The organism is Pseudomonas sp. BAV 4579 (assembly GCF_009765395.1).
Lineage (GTDB): Bacteria > Pseudomonadota > Gammaproteobacteria > Pseudomonadales > Pseudomonadaceae > Chryseomonas > Chryseomonas aestiva.
Map to the genome: position 1 here is coordinate 43602 of NZ_WHOV01000003.1, position 19732 is coordinate 63333.

The 19732-nt window shown below is 66.0% G+C and carries 17 protein-coding genes and 1 pseudogene; 9 read left to right on the plus strand and 9 right to left on the minus strand.

The annotated features are described in order from the left end of the window. Positions 1 to 242: 242 nt before the first annotated feature. The 6 genes and pseudogenes from trpC to rpe form a co-directional block, all read right to left on the minus strand. On the minus strand, positions 243 to 1070 hold the full coding sequence (trpC, locus tag GSQ95_RS01315) for an indole-3-glycerol phosphate synthase TrpC (RefSeq protein WP_158891522.1): 828 nt from the start codon (positions 1068 to 1070) through the stop codon (positions 243 to 245). Then, the gene (trpD, locus tag GSQ95_RS01320; protein ID WP_145154087.1) at positions 1067 to 2116 is read right to left on the minus strand and encodes an anthranilate phosphoribosyltransferase; all 1050 of its coding nucleotides are present in this window, start codon (positions 2114 to 2116) and stop codon (positions 1067 to 1069) included. Before trpD ends, trpC begins: the two co-directional genes overlap by 4 nt. After that, the gene (locus tag GSQ95_RS01325; protein WP_158891520.1) at positions 2117 to 2710 is read right to left on the minus strand and encodes an aminodeoxychorismate/anthranilate synthase component II; all 594 of its coding nucleotides are present in this window, start codon (positions 2708 to 2710) and stop codon (positions 2117 to 2119) included. It abuts the gene before it with no gap. A 10-nt stretch (positions 2711 to 2720) separates the two neighbouring features. Next, positions 2721 to 4199, minus strand: coding sequence for an anthranilate synthase component I (gene trpE, locus GSQ95_RS01330; protein ID WP_158891518.1), 1479 nt, complete (start codon positions 4197 to 4199; stop codon positions 2721 to 2723). A gap of 72 nt (positions 4200 to 4271) precedes the next feature. Further along, a pseudogene (locus tag GSQ95_RS01335) lies at positions 4272 to 5122 on the minus strand (phosphoglycolate phosphatase). Further along, entirely contained in the window at positions 5119 to 5796 is a 678-nt protein-coding gene (gene rpe, locus GSQ95_RS01340) for a ribulose-phosphate 3-epimerase (RefSeq protein ID WP_158891514.1), read from the minus strand. The pseudogene GSQ95_RS01335 and the gene rpe overlap by 4 nt, the downstream one beginning before the upstream one ends. A 138-nt stretch (positions 5797 to 5934) precedes the next feature. Between rpe and GSQ95_RS01345 the strand changes: the two genes are divergently transcribed. Then, positions 5935 to 6945, plus strand: a complete 1011-nt coding sequence (locus tag GSQ95_RS01345; protein WP_158891512.1) for a DUF3530 family protein — start codon at positions 5935 to 5937, stop codon at positions 6943 to 6945. On the opposite strand, the gene GSQ95_RS01350 is transcribed toward GSQ95_RS01345, so the two are convergent. Genes GSQ95_RS01350 through GSQ95_RS01360 form a run of 3 tightly spaced genes read right to left on the minus strand, consistent with a single transcriptional unit; the run spans position 6920 to position 9365 of the window. Then, positions 6920 to 7684, minus strand: coding sequence for a DnaJ domain-containing protein (locus tag GSQ95_RS01350; RefSeq protein ID WP_158891510.1), 765 nt, complete (start codon positions 7682 to 7684; stop codon positions 6920 to 6922). The two genes, GSQ95_RS01345 and GSQ95_RS01350, sit on opposite strands and share 26 nt — an antisense overlap. Further along, positions 7681 to 8346, minus strand: a complete 666-nt coding sequence (murU, locus tag GSQ95_RS01355; RefSeq protein ID WP_158891509.1) for an N-acetylmuramate alpha-1-phosphate uridylyltransferase MurU — start codon at positions 8344 to 8346, stop codon at positions 7681 to 7683. The genes GSQ95_RS01350 and murU overlap by 4 nt, the downstream gene beginning before the upstream one ends. Continuing rightward, positions 8343 to 9365 carry an aminoglycoside phosphotransferase family protein gene (locus tag GSQ95_RS01360; RefSeq protein ID WP_158891507.1) on the minus strand — a complete coding sequence of 341 codons (1023 nt, stop codon included), beginning with the start codon at positions 9363 to 9365 and terminating at the stop codon, positions 8343 to 8345. Before GSQ95_RS01360 ends, murU begins: the two co-directional genes overlap by 4 nt. A 119-nt stretch (positions 9366 to 9484) precedes the next feature. On the opposite strand from GSQ95_RS01360, the gene GSQ95_RS01365 reads away from it, so the two are divergent. The 8 genes from GSQ95_RS01365 to GSQ95_RS01400 all read left to right on the plus strand — a co-directional run bounded on the left by GSQ95_RS01365 (position 9485) and on the right by GSQ95_RS01400 (position 19704). After that, the gene (locus tag GSQ95_RS01365; protein ID WP_158891505.1) at positions 9485 to 12289 is read left to right on the plus strand and encodes an LPS-assembly protein LptD; all 2805 of its coding nucleotides are present in this window, start codon (positions 9485 to 9487) and stop codon (positions 12287 to 12289) included. Further along, positions 12270 to 13565 carry a peptidylprolyl isomerase gene (locus tag GSQ95_RS01370; RefSeq protein ID WP_158891503.1) on the plus strand — a complete coding sequence of 432 codons (1296 nt, stop codon included), beginning with the start codon at positions 12270 to 12272 and terminating at the stop codon, positions 13563 to 13565. The genes GSQ95_RS01365 and GSQ95_RS01370 overlap by 20 nt, the downstream gene beginning before the upstream one ends. Positions 13566 to 13615: 50 nt before the next feature. After that, positions 13616 to 14611: a 4-hydroxythreonine-4-phosphate dehydrogenase PdxA gene (pdxA, locus tag GSQ95_RS01375; protein ID WP_158891501.1), complete on the plus strand. Its 996-nt coding sequence runs from the start codon at positions 13616 to 13618 to the stop codon at positions 14609 to 14611. Between the two features lie 278 nt (positions 14612 to 14889). Then, complete coding sequence (gene rsmA / locus GSQ95_RS01380; RefSeq protein WP_017640354.1) at positions 14890 to 15681, plus strand: 16S rRNA (adenine(1518)-N(6)/adenine(1519)-N(6))-dimethyltransferase RsmA; 792 nt, start codon at positions 14890 to 14892, stop codon at positions 15679 to 15681. A 34-nt stretch (positions 15682 to 15715) separates the two neighbouring features. Further along, positions 15716 to 16102, plus strand: a complete 387-nt coding sequence (apaG, locus tag GSQ95_RS01385) for a Co2+/Mg2+ efflux protein ApaG (protein WP_158891499.1) — start codon at positions 15716 to 15718, stop codon at positions 16100 to 16102. Between the two features lie 171 nt (positions 16103 to 16273). After that, positions 16274 to 17095: a symmetrical bis(5'-nucleosyl)-tetraphosphatase gene (locus GSQ95_RS01390; RefSeq protein WP_158891497.1), complete on the plus strand. Its 822-nt coding sequence runs from the start codon at positions 16274 to 16276 to the stop codon at positions 17093 to 17095. Continuing rightward, positions 17092 to 17421, plus strand: coding sequence for a thiosulfate sulfurtransferase GlpE (glpE, locus tag GSQ95_RS01395; RefSeq protein WP_133861949.1), 330 nt, complete (start codon positions 17092 to 17094; stop codon positions 17419 to 17421). The genes GSQ95_RS01390 and glpE overlap by 4 nt, the downstream gene beginning before the upstream one ends. 360 nt (positions 17422 to 17781) lie before the next feature. Further along, positions 17782 to 19704, plus strand: a complete 1923-nt coding sequence (locus GSQ95_RS01400; protein ID WP_158891495.1) for a PrkA family serine protein kinase — start codon at positions 17782 to 17784, stop codon at positions 19702 to 19704. Positions 19705 to 19732: the final 28 nt, after the last annotated feature.

A 19732-nucleotide genomic window follows, 5' to 3' on the forward strand; every position in this document is an offset into this window, starting at 1 on the left:
CTGGTGCGGCGGAGCGCTGTCTTGTCCTGCGACAGCCAGCCGTCTCCGCGCCTCGCCACGGTTCAGCGAGTCGGAGGCCATTAACCGGGTTTATTCCCGTGGAAACAAAGCCCTGCGTCGGCAGCGGGCACACGGAGGTCGTTCCCGCCGTTTGGGGAGCGCACGAGTCGACCTGGGTCACTGCGAAGGATAAAAAAAGGCCCCGGTGTCGCCACCGAGGCCTGCTGCGGACGACCGAAGGATCAGGCGTCCTTTAGCGGGAAGCGCCGCTCCGGAAAGAACAGGCGCTGCAGCTCCTGACCCGGCTCGTCAGCGCGCATGAAGGCTTCGCCGACCAGGAAGGCGCGCACCTCGTTGATCTCCATCAGCTCCACGTCGGCACGATTGAGGATGCCGCTCTCGGTGATCACCAGGCGATCCTGGGGGATACGCGGCAAGAGATCGAGGGTGGCTTCCAGGCTGACTTCGAAGGTGTGCAGGTTGCGGTTGTTGACTCCCACCAGCGGGGTATCCAGCACCGTCAGGGCGCGCTCCAGCTCGGCGCCGTCATGCACCTCGACCAGGACGTCCAGGCCGACGGCCTTGGCCGTGGCGGCCAGTTCGCCCATCAGGCCGTCGTCCAGCGCGGCGACGATCAGCAGGATGCAGTCGGCGCCGATGGCCCGGGCTTCCACCACCTGGATGGGGTCGACGAGGAAGTCCTTGCGGATCACCGGCAGCTGGCAGGCGGCGCGCGCCTGCTGCAGATAGGCGTTGCCACCCTGGAAGAAGTCCACGTCGGTGAGCACGCTCAGGCAGGTGGCCCCGCCCAGGGCGTAGCTGTGGGCGATCTCGGCCGGCACGAAGTGTTCACGGATCACGCCCTTGCTCGGCGAAGCCTTCTTCACCTCGGCGATGATCGCTGCCTCCTTGCGCGCCACCTGGGCCTGCAGGGCGCGGGCGAAGCCGCGCGGGGCGTCGGCGGCACGGGCCAGGGCCTCGAGTTCGGCCAGGCTGGTCCGAGCCTTGAGCTGGGCGATCTCCTCGGCCTTGCGGGCCAGGATCTTCTGCAACACGGTTGGCACACTCACGGGCGACCCTCCTCGCGATAGACGGATGTGAAATGGGCGAGCTCGTCCAGCTTTTCCCGGGCCAGGCCGCTGTAGAGCGCATCGTGGGCCAAGAGTACCCCTTCGTGCAGGCTGTGGGCGAGATCCGCGGCGTAGAGCGCCGCGCCGGCATTGAGCACGATCATGTCGGCGGCCTTTTGCCCGGCTTCGGTCTTGCGTCGGCCGAGGGCGTCGCGGATCAGCGCCAGGGAGGCCTCGGGGCCGTCCACGGTGAGGCCGACCAGGGTCTGGCTCTTGATGCCCAGATCCTCCGGCAGCACCTGGTATTCGCTGATGCTGCCGTCCTTGAGTTCGGCGACCTGGGTCGCCGCGGCCAGGCTGAATTCGTCCAGGCCGTCGCGGGAGTGCACTACCAGCACATGGTGGCTGCCCAGGCGCTGCAGCACCTCGGCCAGCGGCCGGCACAGCGCGGCGCTGAACACCCCGACCACCTGGTGCCGGACCCCGGCCGGATTGGTCAGGGGACCGAGCATGTTGAACAGGGTGCGCAGCCCCAGCGAGCGGCGCGGCCCGGCGGCGTGACGCATGGCGCTGTGGTGCGACTGGGCAAACATGAAGCCGACGCCCACCTGCTCGACGCAGCGGGCGATCTGCGCCGGAGTCAGCTCCAGGTAGATGCCGGCGGCCTCCAGCAGATCGGCGCTGCCGCTCTTGCCGGACACCGCGCGATTGCCGTGCTTGGCGACCTTGCCGCCCGCCGCCGCGACCACGAATACCGAGGCCGAGGAGACGTTGAAGATATTGGCGCCATCGCCGCCGGTACCCACCACGTCGACCACGTGGTCGAGGGTCGGCAGCACCACCGGGGTGGCCAGCTCGCGCATCACGCTGACCGCGCCGCAGATCTCGTCGATGGTCTCGCTCTTGATGCGCATGCCCATGAGGAAGGCACCGATCTGCGCCTCGTCGGCGCCACCGGTCATGATCTGGCGCATCACCGCCTGCATCTCGGCGACGTTGAGGTCGAGTTGCCCGCTGATGCGATTCAGGGCCTGCTTGATGTCCATCTAGCGCCGCCCCCCCTGCTGCTGGAGAAAGTTGGCCAGCAGATCATGGCCATGTTCGGTAAGGATGGATTCGGGGTGGAACTGCACCCCCTCGATCATGAATTCGCGGTGCCGCAGGCCCATGATCTCGTCCATGCTGCCGTCCGGATGCTGGGTCCAGGCGGTGATCTCCAGGCACTCGGGCAGGGTCTCGCGCTTGACCACCAGCGAATGGTAGCGGGTCACGGTGACGGGATTGGGCAGGCCGGCGAAGACCCCTTCGCCGTTGTGGTAGACCGGGCTGGTCTTGCCGTGCATCGGCTCGCGGGCCCGGACCACCTCGCCGCCAAAGGCCTGGCCCAGGCTCTGGTGCCCCAGGCAGACGCCCAGCACCGGCAACTTGCCGGCGAAGCGCTCCAGGGTGGCCAGGGAGATGCCCGCCTCGTTGGGCGTGCAGGGACCGGGAGAGACGACGATGCGCTCCGGCGCCAGGTCTTCGAGCGCCTCGACCGGCATCTCGTCGTTGCGCACCACCTTGACCTCGGCGCCCAGCTCGCCCAGGTACTGCACCAGGTTGTAGGTAAAGGAATCGTAGTTATCGAGCATCAGCAGCATGGCGGATTCCTCAGACGGACTGTTCGGCAAGGGTGACGGCGCGAAACATGGCGCGACGCTTGTTGAGGGTCTCTTCCCACTCCAGCGCCGGCACCGAGTCGGCGACGATCCCTGCCCCGGCCTGCACGTGCAGCTCACCGTCCTTGATCACCGCGGTGCGGATGGCGATGGCGGTGTCCATGTTGCCGTTCCAGGCCAGGTAACCCACGGCGCCGCCGTAGATGCCCCGCTTGACCGGCTCCAGTTCGTCGATGATCTCCATGGCGCGGATCTTCGGCGCGCCGGACAGGGTGCCGGCCGGCAGGATGGCGCGCAGGGCGTCCATGGCGCTCAGTTCGGGCTTGAGCCGACCGGTCACGTTGCTGACGATGTGCATCACGTTGGAATAACGCTCGATGACCATCTTCTCGGTCAAGGTCACGCTGCCGGTGCTGGAGACCCGGCCCACGTCGTTGCGCCCCAAGTCGATCAGCATCAGGTGCTCGGCTAGCTCCTTGGCATCGGCCAGCAGATCGCGCTCCAAGGCCAGATCGGCTTCTTCGGTGGCGCCACGCGGACGGGTTCCGGCGATGGGACGCACGGTGATCTCGCCGTCCTCCACCCGCACCAGCACCTCGGGCGAACTGCCCACCACATGGAAGTCGCCGAAGTTGAAGAAATACATGTAGGGCGTGGGGTTGAAGCAGCGCAGCGCCCGATAGAGGTCGATGGGCGCCGCCTGGAAGGCGATGGACATGCGCTGCGAGGGCACCACCTGCATGCAGTCGCCGGCCAGGATGTAGTCCTTGATGCGCTGCACCGCGCCTTCGAAATCCTCGCGGCTGAAGCTGGAACGAAAGCTCGGCTCCGGACCGGCCGGGGCGGCGAGATCCAGGCCGCGGCGCGGCACGATGGGCTGGCGCAGGCGGTCGAGGATGTCGGCCAGACGCGCCTGGGCGGCGTCGAAGGCGTCGGCCTCGTCCGGATCGGCCAGCACGATCGCGTGAATCTTGCCCGCCAGGTTGTCGAACACCACCACGGCATCGGACACCATCAGCAGGATGTCGGGCGTACCCAGCGGATCGGGATTGAGGCAGGCCGCCAGGCGCCGCTCGACGTAGCGCACGCTGTCGTAGCCGAAGTAGCCCACCAGGCCACCGTTGAAGCGTGGCAGGCCATCCAGCGTCGGCACGCGATAGCGCGCCTTGAAGGCTTCGACGAAGGCCAGGGGATCGTCGCAGTGCTCGATCACCTCGACCTCGCAACCGGCATCGCTGACCACCACGCGATGACCATGGACGCGCAGAACACGGCTGCACGGCAGGCCGATGATGGAGTAACGCCCCCATTTCTCACCACCCTGCACCGATTCCAGGAGATAGGAATTGGGGCCGTCGGCCAGCTTCAGGTAGATGGACAGCGGGGTGTCGAAATCGGCCAGGGTTTCGAAGGCCAGGGGAATGCGGTTATAGCCTTGAGCGGCCAGGCGCAGGAAATCGTCGCGGGTCATGATCAGCCTCGTGGCGAGGAAAACGAAAGGTCGGGTGCACAGCGCGCCGGTCAGATACCGGCCAAGACGAAATCAGGCGCGCCAGCGCCAACGGGCCAGGGCCTTGATGACTTTCATCCATGCTCGCGAGGAGCCTGTGCGGGTGACCACCACGATGCGATCTCTTGCTCTTGAGGCGGGGGTTGAAGGGCCACGTTAGCCTAGCCGGCGCGGCATGGCAACTGGCCGGCCACCTCGGCGTGCTAGATGAACAGCTCGCGCAGATCGTCGACGACCAGATCCGGCTGCTCCAGGGCGATGGACTCGCCATGGTTGTAGCCATAGCTCAGGGCCACGCAGCGCACCCCCGCGGCATGGGCGGCGCGGATGTCGTTGCGCGAATCGCCGATGAACAGGGCCTGGCCGGCCACCACGCCGGCCTGCTGCATGACCCACAGCAAGCCGGCCGGGTCCGGCTTCTGCTGCGGCAGGGTATCCCCGCCGACGATCCAGTCGAAGTCACCCAGGCCCATGTCGGCCAGGAGTGGCGCGACGAAGCGCTCCGGCTTGTTGGTGATCACCGCCAGGCGCACGCCCAGGGTGCGCAGCAGCGCCAGGCTGTCCAGCACGCCGGGATAGACACGGGTCAGGGCGTGACTGCCGCCATAGAGCTCCATGAACAGCGCCAGGGCCTCGTTGGCGGCGGCCTCGTCCACGGCGTCGTGCTGCATGTCATCGGCCAGGGCGCGACGCACCAGCACCCGGGCGCCGTTGCCAATCCACAGCCGCACCTTGTCCAGTCCCGCCGGCGCGCGGTCCAGGCGTTCGAGCATGGCGTCCACTGCAGCGGCCAGGTCCGGCGCCGAATCCAGCAGGGTGCCGTCGAGGTCGAACATCACCAGCGCGGGCGGCTGCCCGCCACCAAGCCTTACCAGGGCGCTCATACCGAGCGCGCCTTGGCCAGCTCGGCGCGCATCGCCTGGATCACCGCGGCGTAGTCGGACTGGCCGAAGATGGCCGAGCCGGCAACGAAGGTGTCGGCCCCCGCGCGGGCGATCTCACCAATGTTCTTGACGTTGACCCCGCCATCGATCTCGAGCCGGATCGGCCGGCCGGAGGCATCGATCAGGGCGCGCGCCTCGCGCAACTTGTCGAGGGTGCCAGGAATGAATTTCTGGCCGCCGAAGCCGGGGTTGACGCTCATCAGCAGCACCATGTCGATCTTGTCCATCACGTACTTGAGCACGTCCAGCGAGGTGGCCGGATTGAACACCAGACCGGCCCGGCAGCCGCCATCCTTGATCAGCTGCAGCGAGCGGTCGATGTGCTCGGAGGCCTCGGGGTGGAAGGTGATGTCGGTGGCGCCGGCCTCGATGAAGTCGCCGATGAGGCGATCCACTGGCTTGACCATCAGGTGCACGTCGATGGGCGCGGTCACCCCGTAGTTGCGCAACGCCTTGCAGACCATCGGGCCGATGGTGAGGTTGGGCACATAGTGATTGTCCATCACGTCGAAATGGACCATGTCGGCACCGGCGGCGAGGACCTTGTCGACTTCCTCGCCCAGGCGGGCGAAATCGGCGGACAGGATCGAGGGGGCGATGGCGAAGGGTTGCATGGGATAGCCTCGGCGAAGGTTGAGGAGCGGCATTGTAACGGAGATCCGTCTGCGGCTCGGGCGTTCCCGCTGCCCCGACGGGGCGAACGGCGGTAGGCTCGCCAGGGTCAACCGTGCCCTTGTCGAGGATTCCCGTCGATGTCGTCGCCCGCCCTGCTGCCACTCTGCCTCCTTCTGCTCGGCCTCGCCGCCCCGGTGCGTGCCGAAGAAGCACCCACCCCGGCGCCGGAACCGCCTGCGGCTCCCACAGCCCTGGCGCCAGCATTGACGCGCAGTCAGGAGCAGCAGCAGGCGCTGATGCGGCAGCTGCCTGCCGAGCAGCAGAAGACCCTGCAGGCCGGCGACGAGTCCTTTCTTGCCCTGCTGGTGCCCGCCGCCCGGGCCAAGGCCAGCGGGACGGTGGTGCTGGTGCCGGGCGACGGCGAATCGGCCGACTGGCCCACTGTGATAGCCCCCGTGCGCCAGCAGCTACCCACTTACGGCTGGCAGACCATCAGCCTGAGCCTGCCCGACCCCTATGACCCGGTGGTGGCGATCGAGCGCGATACCGCCCCGGCGGACACCGACGCCCAGGCCAACAGCGAGCAGACGGCACCGCCGGTCACCGGCGGCAGCGGCACGGCGCCCGCCGCCCCGACCCAGGCCGAAGCCGGCAGCGGCGAACCGGCCCAGGCGGCGGTCGCGCCGGTCGATCCCGAAGCCGCGGCCAATGCCCAGGCCACCCGGGTGCTGGCCCGCATCGCCGCTGGCATCGACCTGGCACTGCAACAGGGCGCCAACCCCATCGTGCTGGTCGGCCACGGCACCGGCGCCTATTGGGCCGCGCGCTATCTGGCGGAAAAGGAACCGGCCGAGGTCAAGCAACTGGTGCTCATCGATGGTCGCGAGCCCCAGGGGCTGCCGCCGCGGCTGGACGCCACCATGGGCAAGACCGATCTGCAGATCGCCGACCTGGTACATGCACCCGGACCGGCCGCCCAACGGCGCAAGGAGCGCGCGGCGCAAAAGGCCAACAAGGGCTATCGGCAGATCGACCTGCCGGTGATTCCCGGCGACCGCGCCGCGGAGCAGGAGCAGACCGTCCGCCGGCTGCGCGCCTGGCTGGATCGCCTGCCACCGGCCGCTAGCGGAAGCCCCGCCGCCTCTTGATCAGCTGATAGGCGGCATGCAGCTCGGCGGTACGCTGGGCAGCGGCATAGACCGCCGACTGGCCCGCCCCGGCACCGGCCTTCTTGTCGGGATGGTGGCGGGAGAGCAGCCGCCGATAGGCCTGCTTGACCGTGGCGGCGTCGGCGTCATCGGTAACGCCGAGCAGTTGCAGCGCCTTGCGATACGTCTCCTCGCTGCCGGGCTGGCGCGGCGCCGCTTGCACCGGTGGCTGCAGGGCCAGCACCTGGGCTTCGGCCAGACCCATCGCCTGCCCCCAACCGAGGATCTCGTCGCGATCCCCAGGGCGCACGCTGCCGCTGATCCAGACCATGCGCCAGCAGGCGCGCAGGATGCCCTCGCTGCGCTCGCTGAGACGCTGCAGGTCGGCCGCCGACGGCAGGGCGCCGCCCTTGCCCTGTTCGAAGGCGGCGATGGCCTTCTTGCGCTCGTCGGTGCCCAGCCCCAGGCGCTCGATCTCGCCTTCGGCCTGGCGGATGTGGGCGGTCAGCACCCGCCCTCCACGCTTGGCCAGCCGGCCGAGCATCTGGAATTGCGCCTGATGTTCGAAGCGCCCGGGGCGCCCCTGCCAGCGTGCCTTCCAGCCCGCCAGGGAAGTCAATCCCAGTTGCCGCTCGCCGGCATGGGCGAGCAGCGCCACCAGCAGGGCGCCGGGAATGCTGGCCACGGCCCAGCCGGCCAGAAAGCCCAGCACCGTCAGCGGCCAGAACCAGACTTTCACGGGACGATCCCGAACAGCAGCTCCGCCTCGGCTAGACGCTCCTGGGTACCCACGTCCACCCAACGATCATATAGACGCTCACCGGATACCTTCCCGGCGGCGATCGCGGGTCGCAGCACATCGACCAGTTTGAAAGCCCCAGCCGTGCGACCTTCGAACAACCGGGGATGCAACACGGCGATGCCGCTATAGGTGCGCTTGCCCACGCCATCCAGAGTGACTCGCCCCTCTACCAGGCCGAAGTCACCGAGCGGGTGATGAAGCGGATTGTCGGCCAGTACCAGATGCGCCAGGCAACCAGCGGGCAGGGTCAGGGTGGCGAAGTCGAAATCGGTGCGGATGTCGCCATTGACCAGCACGAAGGGCTCGCTACCTAGCAACGGCAGGGCCTGGAAGATGCCACCACCAGTCTCCAGCGGCTCCTCCTCGGCAGAAAAGCGGATGGAAACGCCGAAGCGGCTGCCATCGCCGAGCGCTGCCTCCAACTGGTCGCCCAGCCAGGCATGATTGATCACCAACTCGGTGATACCGGCCGTGGCCAGCGCCAGCAGGTGGTGCTCGATCAGCGGCCGACCATTCACCTCGATCAGCGGCTTGGGCCGGGTCAGGGTCAGCGGCCGCATCCGCTCACCCTTGCCGGCCGCCAGGATCATGGCCTTCATGCGTCGACCCGCCCGGCGTGCAACTCATCGAGCAGCGCGCCCAGGTCGGCCAGCTCAGGCCGTCGCGCCACGACGGTGCGGATATAGGCGAGAAAGCGCGGGGTATCGGCGACATAGCGCGGCTTGCCGTCGCGATGCCAGATACGGGCGAAGATGCCCATCACCTTGAGATGACGCTGCACGCCCATGAGGTCCGACGCCCGCTGGAAGTCGGCGAACTCGGCCTGCACCGGCACCCCGGCGGCACGCGCCCGCTCCCAGTAGCCCAGCAGCCAACGCTGCACCAGCGGCTCCGGCCAACTGAGGAAGGCATCCTTGAACAGGCTGGTGATGTCGTAGGTGACCGGCCCAATGACCGCATCCTGGAAATCCAGCACCCCCGGATTGGGCGTGCTCAGCATCAGGTTGCGCGGCATGAAGTCCCGATGGACCAGCACCTGGGGCTGTGCCAGGGCGCTGTCGATCAGCAGGCGGCAGACGGCCTGCCAGCGCTCGCGTTGCGTCTCGCTGAGGCTCGTATCGAGTTCGCGGCCGACGTACCACTCGGGAAACAGCGCCAATTCCCGCGCCAGCAGAGCCTCATCGTAGAGCGGCAGGCTGCCGTTCGTCGGCTGCTTGCGCTGAAAGGCCAGGAGCGCCTCGATGGCGGCCGCGAAATAATCGTCGGCGTTCGCCGCGTTGATGACCTCCAGGTAGGTGAGCTGGCCGAGATCGCTCAGCAGCAGGAATCCCCGCTCCAGATCCTGGGCCAGGATGCGCGGTACATGGACCCCGGCCTCGGCCAGCAGCGCGGCCACCTGGACGAACGGACGGCAGTCCTCCTGCGGCGGCGGCGCATCCATCACGATCAGGCTGCGGCCCTCGCCCGCCCAGCGGAAATAACGGCGAAAACTGGCATCGCTGCTGGCTGCGGTCAGGCTACCCTTGGGCACCTCGCCCCAGGCCTGTTCCCGGAAAATTTCCGGTAGCACGGTGGTCAGCCAGTCTTCTATCTGGTTTAAGCGAACATCTTCAGTCATTTACAGCGGATCCCTCGGCCCTAGCCGATGTGCAGGTCATGTTTTATTATCCGCTATCTTTTTGAGCCCATCGAGAGGCCGCGGCCCCTTAATGGCCGGCGTGCAGGACGACTTTAAGGATGGCCGTGAAAACCCCCGCGTTTCGCAGAAAATTCCCCCTCTTGGTAACCGGCAGCCTGCTCGCCATGCAGCCCGTCACCGCCCTTATCGCCGCCCCCGCCGAGCAGTTCAACTGTAGCGCCGGAGCCGGCGGTGGCTGGTCGTGCAACACCCAGGCACCAACCACGGCCATTCCGCCCCGTCCCAGCAAGGGCGAGACCCAGGGCGTCGCGGCTGAGCCCGCCGCGCGCAAGGGCGATGCTGCCGTGCTGGTGACCGAAAGCAAGGGCCGCGCCCTCAAGTCCCGCAGCGCCGACTACAGCCACCTGGACTGGGTCCCGCGCGACCAGCTGACCCCTGCCCAGTTGGCCGAGACCGGTCCCTACTGCAGCGGTGCCTATGTCGAGCCGCAGCGTCCGGGCATGTACGACGACACCCCGACCGCCAAGGCCCCGACCTACATCTCCGCCAAGGCCTCGCGCTACGAGCAGGAGCAGCAGGTCGCCACCCTGGCCGGTGACGTGGTGCTGCGCCAGGGCGGCATGCAGGTGGAATCCCAGGAAGCCAACCTGCACCAGCTGGAGAATCGCGGCGAGCTCAAGGGCAACGTCAGATTCCGCGACAACGGCCTGCTGATGGTCGGCGACAAGGCCGACATGCAGCTGGACAACGGCCAGGTCCAGGTCGACAACGCCGAATTCGTCATGCACCAGAGCCGCGCCCGTGGCAGCGCGCTCTACGCCAAGCGTAGCGACGACGCCATCATCCGCCTCAAGGATGGCACCTACACCACCTGCGAACCGGGCAGCAACGCCTGGCAGGTCAAGGGCAACACCGTCACCCTGAATCCGGCCACCGGCCTCGGCTACGCGACCAACGCCACGCTGCGGGTCAAGGACATTCCGGTCCTCTATACGCCCTTCATCTACTTCCCGATCGACGACCGTCGGCAGTCCGGTTTCCTGGCGCCCTCGATCAGTACCTCCAGCGACACCGGCTTCGCGATCACCACGCCCTACTACTTCAACCTGGCGCCCAACTATGACGCCACCCTCTATCCGCGCTACATGGCCAAGCACGGCCTGCAGACCGAGGGCGACTTCCGCTACCTGACCCGCAGCAGCGAAGGCGAGGTCTACGGCTCCTACCTCAAGGACACCGACCCGGAGCACGAAGGCGAACCGGAAGCCACCGACAACCGCTGGCTGTACGGCTGGAAGAATCGCAGCGGCCTGGATTCGCGCCTGATGGCCGAGGTGGACTACACCCGCATCAGCGACCCCTACTACTTCCAGGACCTGGACACCGACCTCGGCATCAACAAGCCAACCTACGTCAACCAGCAGGGTCGCCTGACCTACCGCGGCGACACCTTCGTCGCCGGCCTCAACGCCCAGGCCTACCAGCTGGCTACGGTCTCCGACGTGACGCCCTACAACCGCCTGCCGCAGCTGACCCTGAGCGGCGCCCTGCCCTACAACCCGGGCGGTCTGGACTTCACCTACGACACCGAGGCGGTGCGCTTCACCCGCAGCTTCGACGACAACACCTACTTCGACCTGGACGACAACGGCAACCGCACCAACGTGCGCAACCGCCCGGACGTCAACCTGTTCGGCCTGACCCGCGCCGAAGGCAATCGCTACCACGTCGAGCCGGGCATCGCCCGCCCGATGACCGCGTCCTGGGGCTTCCTGACGCCGTCGCTGCGCTATGCCTATACCCGCTACGACCTGGATCTGGACAGCACCGGCCAGAACGACCTGAACTCGCCGCTGGTTGGCGGTAGCCGTCGTGCCGCGGCCGGTTCCAGCGTGACCAGCTTCAACGACAGCCCGACCCGCTCGGTGCCGATCTTCAGCCTCGACAGCGGCCTCTACTTCGACCGCACCTCGAATCTGTTCGGCGAAGGCGGCAAGCAGACCCTGGAACCCCGCGCCAAGTACCTCTACGTACCCAACCGCGACCAGGACGATCTGCCGGTGTTCGATACCGGCGAATACACCTTCAGCTACAGCTCGCTGTGGCGCGACAACCGCTTCACCGGTCGCGACCGCATCGGCGACGCCAACCAGTTGGCCCTGGGTGCCACCAGCCGCTTCATCGAGCCCAACGGCTTCGAGCGCGCCAACGTCAGCTTCGGCCAGCTGTTCTACTTCCGCGACCGCGAAGTGCAGCTGCCCGGCCTGACCAAGGACGACCTGGCCTACGCCCGCAGCCTGGGGCAGAACATCGACAATCCCCAGGCCACCACCTCGCGCTCGCCCTATGCCCTGGCCGGCATGTATCGCTTCAATCGCGACTGGCGCGTGAACGGCGAATTCAACTGGGATCCGACCCTGCACCAGACCGACTCCGGCAGCGTCATGTTCCACTACCAGCCGGAAGCCGAGCCGGGCAAGATCCTCAACGTCGGCTATCGCTATCGTGACAACGTCCGGGTGTTCGATCCGAACTTCGGCCGCTTCACCTACAACAGCGACGACTACAAGGTCGACCAGCACGACATCTCCTTCATCTGGCCGATCGTGCCCCAGTGGTCCGCGATTGCCCGCTGGCAGTTCGACTACAACAAGAGCCGTACCCTCGAAGCCTTCGGTGGCTTCGAATACGACAACTGCTGCTGGAAGCTGCGCCTGATCAGCCGCTACTGGCTCAAGAGCGAAGACGACGTCTTCTACAACGCCCAGAGTTCCGAAGCCGATCGCGGGATCTTCCTGCAGATCGTGCTCAAGGGACTTGGCAACGTCTTCGGCGGCAAGACCGAAGGCTTCCTGGACAGAGGCATTCAAGGCTATCGTGAACGTGAAGACCAAGCTATGTAACGCCCTGCGCCCGCTCGCCCTGGGCGCGGCGCTCGCTCTCTCCCCTCTGGCTCAGGCTGCCGTGGTTCCGCTGGACAAGGTCGTGGCCATCGTCGACAACGACGTGGTCATGCAGAGCCAGCTCGATCAGCGACTCAACGAGGTCAAGCAGAACATCACCCGCCGCGGCGCTGCGGCGCCGCCGGAAAGCGAGCTGCGCCAGCAGGTGCTCGAGCGGCTGATCCTGGAAGACATCCAGATGCAGCTGGCCGGGCGCATGGGCGTGAAGATCTCCGACGAGGAGCTCAACCAGGCCGTGGCCACCATCGCCCAGCGCAATGGCCTGAGCGTGGCCGACTTCCGCAAGGCCCTGGCCCGCGACGGTCTCTCCTACGACGCCGCCCGCGAGCAGGTCCGCCGCGAGATGATGATCAGCCGGGTGCGTCAGCGTCAGGTCGGTCAGCGCGTGCAGGTCACCCAGCAGGAGGTGCAGAACTTCCTCGCCTCGGACCTGGGCAAGCTGCAGCTATCCGAAGAGTATCGCCTGGCCAACATCCTGATCCCGGCAGCGGACAACGCCGGCACCGCCGGTCTCGACGCCGCCGCGCGCCAGGCCCAGGACACCTACAACCAGCTGCGCCAGGGCGCCGACTTCAACCAGCTGGCCATCGCCCGCTCGGCCGGTGACAACGCCCTCGACGGCGGCGAGATCGGCTGGCGCAAGGCCGCCCAGTTGCCCCCGCCCTTCGATCGCCTGATCGGCAGTGTCGGCGTGGGCGGCATCACCCAGCCGGTGCGCGTACCCGGCGGCTTCGTGATCCTCAAGGTGGAGGAGAAGCGCGGAGGCGAGGCCAGCATCGTCGACGAGGTGCACGTCCGGCACATCCTGCTCAAGCCCAATGCCGTGCGCAGCGATGCCGAAACCCAGCGCCTGGCCGCGCGCCTGCGCGAGCGCATCCAGAACGGCGAGAGCTTCGCCACCCTGGCCAAGAGCTTCTCGGAAGACCCGGGCTCGGCGCTCAATGGCGGCGACCTGGGCTGGATCAACCCGGAATCCCTGGTCCCGGAATTCAGCGAAGTGATGAACAACTCGCCGGTCAACCAGCTGTCGCAGCCGTTCCGCACCGCCTTCGGCTGGCACATTCTGGAAGTCCTGGGCCGTCGCGCCACCGACAACACCCAGCAGGCGCGCGAGCAGCAGGCGTTGAATCTCCTGCGTAGCCGCAAGTACGACCAGGAACTGCAGACCTGGTTGCGCCAGATCCGCGACGAAGCCTACGTCGAGATCAAGCAGTAACCCCAAGGCCGCAGGCACCCCCTGCGGCCTTCTTGTTTCCGGAGCCCGCCATGGCCCTGCGCTTCGCCCTGACCCCCGGTGAGCCCGCCGGTATCGGTTCCGACCTCTGCCTGCTGCTGGCCCGCGTGGCCCAGCCCCACGCCCTGATCGCCATCGCCAGCCGCGACCTCCTGGCCGCTCGCGCGATCGAGCTGGGACTCGCCATCGAGCTCATCGAGGTCGCTCCCACGGCCTGGCCCGACCGCCCGGCACCCGCCGGCGCGCTCTATGTCTGGGATACCCCGCTGGGTGCCCCGGTGGTGACCGGCCAGCTCGATACCGCCAATGCCGCCTATGTCCTGGACACCCTGACCCGCGCCGGCCAGGGCTGTCTCGACGGCACCTTCGCCGGGATGATCACCGCGCCGGTGCACAAGGGTGTGATCAACGATGGCGGCGTGGCCTTTTCCGGCCACACCGAATTTCTTGCCGAGCTGACCCAAACCCCCCAGGTGGTGATGCTGCTGGCAACGGCCGGCCTGAGAGTGGCCCTGGTCACCACCCATCTGCCACTGCGCGAGGTGGCCGATGCCATCGATCGCCAGACCCTGCTGGACGTGACCCGCATCCTGCATGGCGATCTGCAGCGCTACTTCGGTGTGGCGCGGCCGCGCATCCTGGTCTGCGGTCTCAATCCCCATGCCGGCGAAGGCGGTCACCTGGGCCGTGAGGAGATCGAGATCATCGAGCCGGCGCTGGACAGCCTGCGCGCCGAAGGCCTCGACCTGGTTGGACCGCTGCCCGCCGACACCCTCTTCACGCCCAAGCACCTCGAGCACTGCGATGCGGTCCTGGCCATGTATCACGACCAGGGTCTGCCGGTGCTCAAGCACAAGGGTTTCGGCGCCGCGGTCAACGTGACCTTGGGCCTGCCGATCATCCGCACCTCGGTCGACCATGGTACCGCCCTCGACCTGGCCGGCAGCGGACGCATCGATACCGGCAGTCTGAGGGTCGCCCTGGAGACCGCCTACAGCATGGCGGCCCATCGCCGTTCGGTGACTTGAGAGGCTATTCACAACCTCGCGAGCTAGAGACAAACAAGGCCTGGGCGGCCCCGTAAAAAGCCCTGAGGAAGCGGATCGGACTCGCGGGCGAGTTTACGAAGGGTAAAAGAGCATTTCCGACGGAGCTGGCCTTCCAGGGTCCTTTCAACGCAGTTTGGCCGACGCGCAGCAGGTTATGAACAGGCTCTAAGCGCTCCGGTGACGGTAAAGGGTCTGCTAAACTGGTGGGTCTTTGCCGTCTTGAAATCGCAGGCCCGCTGCCTGCGCCGGAGCACCTGATGACCGAGCTCTACCAACACCGCGCCCGCAAGAGGTTCGGCCAGAACTTCCTGCACGACGCCGGGGTGATCCATCGCATCCTGCGCGCCATCCATGGGCGACCCGGCGAGCGCCTGCTGGAAATCGGGCCGGGCCAGGGCGCCCTGACCGAAGGCCTGCTCGGCAGTGGCGCCCGGCTCGACGTCATCGAGCTGGACCAGGACCTGATTCCCCTGCTCCGACTCAAGTTCGGACTCAATCCGCTGTTCACCCTGCACCAGGGTGACGCCATGAAGTACGACCTCTCCAGCATCGCTGCCGGCGATCGGCTGCGGGTGGTGGGCAATCTGCCCTACAACATCTCCACACCGCTGATCTTCCACCTGCTCAGCTTCGCCGACATCATCGCCGACATGCACTTCATGCTGCAGAAGGAAGTGGTGGAACGTCTGGCCGCGGTGCCCGGCAATGGCGACTGGGGGCGGCTGTCGATCATGGTGCAGTACCACTGCCGCGTGGAACACCTGTTCAACGTCGGTCCGGGCGCCTTCAATCCGCCGCCCAAGGTGGATTCGGCCATCGTGCGCCTGGTGCCCCACACCGAGCGTCCCCATGTGGCGCGCGATCCGGTCCTGCTCGAGCGCGTCGTCCGCGAGGCCTTCGGCCAGCGGCGCAAGACCCTCAGGAACACCCTCAAGGGCACCCTGGACAGCGCCGCCATCGAAGCCGCCGACGTCGACCCAGGGCTGCGCCCTGAACAGCTGGACCTGGCGGCCTATGTACGTCTGGCCAACCAGCTGGCATCCAGCTGAAGCCCCTTCATCCGTATCTGTCGAGAATCCTCCTGTGACCGAGCCCGATCCGCGCTACCTCATCACCGTGCAGGTCACCACCCGCTACCTGCCCGAACAATCCAGCGCCAGCCAGGAGCGCTACGCCTTCGCCTACGACGTGAGCATCCGCAATGACGGCCGGCTGCCGGCGCAGTTGCTCAGCCGCCACTGGATCATCACCGACGGCAATGGCGAAGCGCAGGAAGTGCGCGGCCCGGGCGTGGTGGGCGAGCAGCCGCTGATCGCGCCGGGCGAAACCCACAGCTATTCCAGCGGCACGCTGATGCCGACCCAGGTGGGCAGCATGAGGGGCAGCTACCAGATGGTCGCCAGCGATGGCCATACCTTCGAGGCCATCATCCCCACCTTCCGCCTGGCCGTACCCGGCTCGCTGCACTAGTGTGGTGTTTCAGAAGTTATCTACACAATTTTGGCGACGCTTTTTCGCCCTGGGCCGCGTTGCTACTCCTCGCCATAGCCCTGCTATGACTCGTCGCAGCGCCTGGCCCAGACCAAAAAATCACTCGCCAAAACGTGCGCGAACTTCTAAAACCCCACACCAGGAGTCCCGATGACGCTGTACGCCGTTGGCGACCTGCAAGGTTGCCTCGACCCGCTCAAATGCCTCCTCGACGAGGTCCGCTTCGATCCCGCGCAGGACCGCCTCTGGCTGGTGGGCGATCTGGTCAACCGCGGACCTCAGTCTCTGGAAACCCTGAGATACCTGTACGGGATGCGCGATTCGCTGGTCAGCGTCCTGGGCAATCACGACCTGCACCTGCTGGCGGTGGCCTTGGGCGGCGCCAGGCTGAAGAAGCAGGACACCCTGAGCGACATCCTCGCCGCGCCCGACCGCGACGAGTTGCTGCTTTGGCTGCGCCACCTGCCGCTGATGCAGCACGACGCCGGGCGCAATTGCGTGCTGGTCCACGCCGGTCTGCCGCCGCAATGGACGCTGGCCCAGGCCCTGAGCCTGGCCGGCGAAGTGGAGGCCGTATTGCGCGATGACCAGGCTCATGTGCCCTTTCTCGAGCAGATGTATGGCAACGAGCCGGCGCTCTGGCAAGATGAGCTCCAGGGCCAGGAGCGCCTGCGCCTGATCACCAACTACCTGACGCGTATGAGATTCTGCAGCCCGGAAGGTCGCCTGGAATTCAAGAGCAAGGAAGGCCTGGACAGCGCGCCGGCCGGTTTCGCCCCCTGGTTCAGCCACGATCACCGGCTGACCCGCGACGTGCGCATCCTGTTCGGCCACTGGGCCGCGCTCAAGGGTCGCTGCGCGGCGCCCAATGTCGAGGCGCTCGACAGCGGCTGCGTCTGGGGCGGCGACATGACCCTGCTCGACGTCGACGGCAACCGCCGTCATCTCTGCAGTTGCAAGGAGAAGAAATGAGCGAATTCACCTGTATCTCCCCCGAACGGGCGCTGGAACTGCGCAGCGAGGGCGCGCGGATCGTCGACATCCGTGATCCGCACAGCTACGCCACCCTGCACGTCGCCGGCGCCCAGCGCCTCGACAACCAGAACATCCACGACTTCATCGCCGCTGCCGATCTCGACGCGCCGCTGCTGGTGTTCTGCTACCACGGCCACTCCAGCCAGAGCGCGGCGGCCTTTCTGGCCGGCCAGGGCTTCAGCCAGGTCTACAGCGTCGACGGCGGCTTCGAAAACTGGCGCACCCGCTATCCCGAGCAGACCGAAAGTGGCGAGGCCGTTTAACACAACGGCTTGACGCTGTGGTTACAAGAATAAACCGAATTGGCTCTTCCACATCTCGCAGATAGGACTATTCTGGAATCAGGCCCTCCGGAAACGGCGGGTTCGATAACCGGCTTTGGACCATCGGTGTAACCACTGGAGATTCGGGGGAATTCCAGGGGGACCGTTTCCATCGGTCTCCTTCGTGCGTCTCTCGAAACCCAACCCTACTTCTGCAGGCGGATCGATTAGGCAAGACGACAACGAAGGTATTAGGGACGTTATCTTTCGTCGCCCGGCATGACCGCTCCCCACCGGCAGCAAGGCAAGGCTCCAGGCATCGATTCCAAGCTGGTCCAGGGTATCCAGCGAGGAGACGTCATGAGCATTTTCAGTCACTTCCAGGGGCGTTTTGAAGCGACTCGCCAGGAAGAGTATTCCCTTCAGGAATACCTTGAGATCTGCAAGAAGGATCGTACCGCCTTTGCCAGTGCCGCCGAGCGCATGCTCATGGCCATCGGCGAACCCGAACTGGTGGACACCACCAGTGATTCACGCCTGTCGCGCATCTTTTCCAACAAGGTCATCCGCCGCTACCCCGCCTTTGCCGACTTCCATGGCATGGAGGACTGCATCGAGCAGATCGTGTCCTACTTCCGCCACGCGGCGCAGGGCCTGGAAGAGAAGAAGCAGATCCTTTATCTGCTTGGCCCGGTGGGTGGCGGCAAATCGTCCCTCGCGGAAAAACTCAAGCACCTGATCGAGAAGGTCCCCTTCTACGCCATCAAGGGTTCGCCGGTGTTCGAATCGCCCCTGGGGCTGTTCAATCCCGACGAAGACGGCCAGATCCTCGAAGAGGACTACGGCATTCCCCGCCACTACCTGCGCAGCATCATGTCGCCCTGGGCGGCCAAGCGACTGCAGGAATTCGGCGGCGACATCAGCAAGTTCCGGGTGGTCAAGCTCTACCCCTCCATCCTCAACCAGATCGCCATCGCCAAGACCGAGCCGGGCGACGAGAACAACCAGGACATCTCCGCCCTGGTGGGCAAGGTGGACATCCGCAAGCTGGAGGAGTACCCGCAGAACGATGCGGATGCCTACAGCTACTCCGGCGCCCTGTGCCGGGCGAACCAGGGCCTGATGGAATTCGTGGAGATGTTCAAGGCCCCGATCAAGGTCCTCCACCCCCTGCTGACCGCGACCCAGGAAGGCAACTACAACAGCACCGAGGGCCTCGGCGCCCTGCCCTACAGTGGCATCATCCTGGCCCACTCCAACGAATCCGAGTGGCACACCTTCCGCAACAACAAGAACAACGAGGCCTTCATCGACCGGATCTACATCGTCAAGGTGCCCTACTGCCTGCGCGTCTCCGACGAGATCCACATCTACGACAAGCTGCTGGTCAACAGCTCTCTGGCCAACGCCCATTGTGCGCCGGACACCCTGAAGATGCTGGCCCAGTTCTCGGTGCTCTCGCGCCTCAAGGAACCGGAAAACTCCAACATCTACTCGAAGATGCGCGTCTACGACGGCGAAAACCTCAAGGACACCGATCCCAAGGCCAAGTCGATCCAGGAATACCGCGACAGCGCCGGCGTCGACGAGGGCATGAACGGGCTCTCCACGCGCTTCGCCTTCAAGATCCTCTCGCGAGTGTTCAACTTCGACGCCAACGAGATCGCGGCCAACCCAGTGCACCTGCTCTATGTGCTGGAGCAGCAGATCGAAGCCGAGCAGTTCCCGGCCGAGACCCGCGAGCGCTACATGAGATTCATCAAGGAATACCTGGCGCCGCGCTACGTGGAATTCATCGGCAAGGAGATCCAGACCGCCTACCTCGAGTCCTACAGCGAATACGGCCAGAACATTTTCGACCGCTACGTGCTCTACGCGGATTTCTGGATCCAGGATCAGGAATACCGCGATCCGGAAACCGGCGAGATCCTCAATCGCGCCTCGCTCAACGAGGAACTGGAGAAGATCGAGAAACCGGCCGGCATCAGCAATCCGAAGGATTTCCGCAACGAAATCGTCAACTTCGTGTTGCGCGCCCGTGCCAACAATAACGGCAAGAATCCGAGCTGGCTGTCCTACGAGAAGCTGCGCGCGGTGATCGAGAAGAAGATGTTCTCCAACACCGAGGAGCTCCTGCCGGTCATCAGCTTCAATGCCAAGGCCAGCAAGGAAGATCAGCAGAAGCACAGCGACTTCGTGACCCGCATGGTCCAGCGCGGCTACACCGAGAAGCAGGTACGACTGCTGTCCGAGTGGTATTCACGGGTACGCAAGTCGCAGTAAGGCAGCCTGAGGCTGAACCCGCGACGAC

Bases quoted from the DNA above. Each gene is read 5' to 3' on its own strand.
- rpe (WP_158891514.1), bottom strand. From the start codon at position 5,796: ATGCAACCCTTCGCCATCGCCCCCTCGATCCTGTCCGCCGATTTCGCC.
- murU (WP_158891509.1), bottom strand. From the start codon at position 8,346: ATGAAGGCCATGATCCTGGCGGCCGGCAAGGGTGAGCGGATGCGGCCG.
- GSQ95_RS01325 (WP_158891520.1), bottom strand. From the start codon at position 2,710: ATGCTGCTGATGCTCGATAACTACGATTCCTTTACCTACAACCTGGTG.
- rsmA (WP_017640354.1), top strand. From the start codon at position 14,890: ATGACCGAGCTCTACCAACACCGCGCCCGCAAGAGGTTCGGCCAGAAC.
- glpE (WP_133861949.1), top strand. From the start codon at position 17,092: ATGAGCGAATTCACCTGTATCTCCCCCGAACGGGCGCTGGAACTGCGC.
- GSQ95_RS01365 (WP_158891505.1), top strand. From the start codon at position 9,485: ATGGCCGTGAAAACCCCCGCGTTTCGCAGAAAATTCCCCCTCTTGGTA.
- GSQ95_RS01345 (WP_158891512.1), top strand. From the start codon at position 5,935: ATGTCGTCGCCCGCCCTGCTGCCACTCTGCCTCCTTCTGCTCGGCCTC.
- trpD (WP_145154087.1), bottom strand. From the start codon at position 2,116: ATGGACATCAAGCAGGCCCTGAATCGCATCAGCGGGCAACTCGACCTC.
- GSQ95_RS01390 (WP_158891497.1), top strand. From the start codon at position 16,274: ATGACGCTGTACGCCGTTGGCGACCTGCAAGGTTGCCTCGACCCGCTC.
- GSQ95_RS01360 (WP_158891507.1), bottom strand. From the start codon at position 9,365: ATGACTGAAGATGTTCGCTTAAACCAGATAGAAGACTGGCTGACCACC.
- GSQ95_RS01400 (WP_158891495.1), top strand. From the start codon at position 17,782: ATGAGCATTTTCAGTCACTTCCAGGGGCGTTTTGAAGCGACTCGCCAG.
- trpE (WP_158891518.1), bottom strand. From the start codon at position 4,199: ATGACCCGCGACGATTTCCTGCGCCTGGCCGCTCAAGGCTATAACCGC.
- pdxA (WP_158891501.1), top strand. From the start codon at position 13,616: ATGGCCCTGCGCTTCGCCCTGACCCCCGGTGAGCCCGCCGGTATCGGT.